Source organism: Streptomyces sp. NPDC014864, from assembly GCF_043081525.1.
GTDB lineage: Bacteria > Actinomycetota > Actinomycetes > Streptomycetales > Streptomycetaceae > Streptomyces.
In genome coordinates this window covers 1-1,260 of the sequence record NZ_JBIBWT010000055.1, presented here as the reverse complement: position 1 = coordinate 1,260, position 1,260 = coordinate 1, and the positions used below count along the sequence as shown (strand labels likewise).

Below are 1,260 nucleotides of genomic sequence, written 5' to 3'. Positions count from 1 at the left end.
GTCCGCCGCGATCGTCACACTGCGTATGCTCATCCGCCGCGCGACCCCGCGCTACCGCTGGGACGGCCGCCCCACCACCAAGCGCTTGAAGTGACGCCTACTGCCGGGCGCTCTAAAGCACGGTTCAGGTCAGGGTGGTGTTGGACAGGTCTGGGTGCCCGGTGGCCGTGGTGGTCGCCGGGTGTTCCGGGTTCTGGGTGTCAGGCTGCGTCCTCGATCGGGTTGAGGGTGACGGTGTAGCCGAGCTGGTTGAGCTGGTTGATCGCGTGGCGGGTGGCACGTTCGGGGTCGCGCCCGTGTCAGTGGCTGGCGTGGTCGCCGGGGCGGGTGCGTGCGAGGCGCGCGGCCGGGTGGTGGGCGGTTATTGGTCGGGGTGGACGGCTTGGACGCCGGTGCCGGCGTAGGCCTTCGGTGTGAGGGTGAGCAGGTACCGGCCGGTGGGGTGGGCGGGGGAGGGGCGGGCGGCGTGGATGGCATGGACGGCGGCCCAGGAGTGTCCGAACCGGAGCAGTTCGGTGGCGGTGACCGCGGCGTCGGTGTCGAAGGCCTCGATCCGGATGAACCGCAGCCCCTTGATGTAGCCCAGCAACCCCGGTCGCTCGGCGTCTCCGGCCGTCAGCGACAGCACCGGCGCATACAGGTCACCGAGCCCGCCGGAGGCCTGGACGTAGAAGGCGGCGACTGCCTCGTTGAACGGGTCCTTCGGGTCGTACAGCGCTCCCGCGGTCGTGTGGTCCAGGACGACCGCGATCGGCGCCACTACGCGGCTGCCCGCGGACCGTGCGCGGCGCCGCCCAGGCGCTCCAGCAGCGCCCGGGCCTTCTCCTCCGCCTCGGGGCTCGGTGCGCTGCCGAGGGCGGAGGCGAGCTCGGCGCGGGCCAGCTCGGCGCGCTCGGCGTACTCGGCCTGCGTGGGCGTGCTCTGCGCGAGGTCCTCGACCAGACTGCGGATGGTGGTGCCGTGCTCGGCGGCCAGCTGGGCGAGCCGGTCCCGCGCGGCCGTGCTCACCTTGATGCTCGTCTCGTCTGCTGCCATGTTCCTCACTCTACCGCGCCCCTCTACTGGCAGTAGAGGGGCGGTGGAGTCTCCTCTCCTCTCCTCTCCCCTTTCGAGACCGGGCCGCCGCCTCTCGCAAGCGGAGGACGAGTGATGGTGTTCCTCGTCCTGAGGGGACGGCTTGTGCGCGCGGCAGGTACGCGAGATGGTCGCTTGGAGTGCGGGAGGTGGCCGTGATGCTCCGTGTCCGGCTGCCATCGTCAT

At 71.3% G+C, this 1,260-nt stretch carries 2 protein-coding genes and 1 pseudogene; 1 reads left to right on the top strand and 2 read right to left on the bottom strand.

The window, feature by feature from the left end:
* Positions 1-94, top strand: a pseudogene (locus ACF1A5_RS33845) (IS5/IS1182 family transposase); the annotation flags it as partial.
* 267 nt (positions 95-361) lie between these two features.
* Here the strand turns inward: ACF1A5_RS33845 and ACF1A5_RS33840 are convergent.
* Together ACF1A5_RS33840 and ACF1A5_RS33835 are read right to left on the bottom strand one after the other, a co-directional pair.
* Positions 362-760, bottom strand: coding sequence for a hypothetical protein (locus tag ACF1A5_RS33840; RefSeq protein WP_392196666.1), 399 nt, complete (start codon positions 758-760; stop codon positions 362-364).
* A complete protein-coding gene (locus ACF1A5_RS33835; protein WP_201843983.1) occupies positions 760-1,035 on the bottom strand; it encodes a hypothetical protein in 276 nt (91 codons plus the stop codon). The genes ACF1A5_RS33840 and ACF1A5_RS33835 overlap by 1 nt, the downstream gene beginning before the upstream one ends.
* Positions 1,036-1,260 lie beyond the last annotated feature (225 nt).

What these genes read in the sequence shown, in the direction of transcription:
- ACF1A5_RS33835 (WP_201843983.1), bottom strand. Translation starts at nt 1,035, where the DNA reads ATGGCAGCAGACGAGACGAGCATCAAGGTGAGCACGGCCGCGCGGGAC.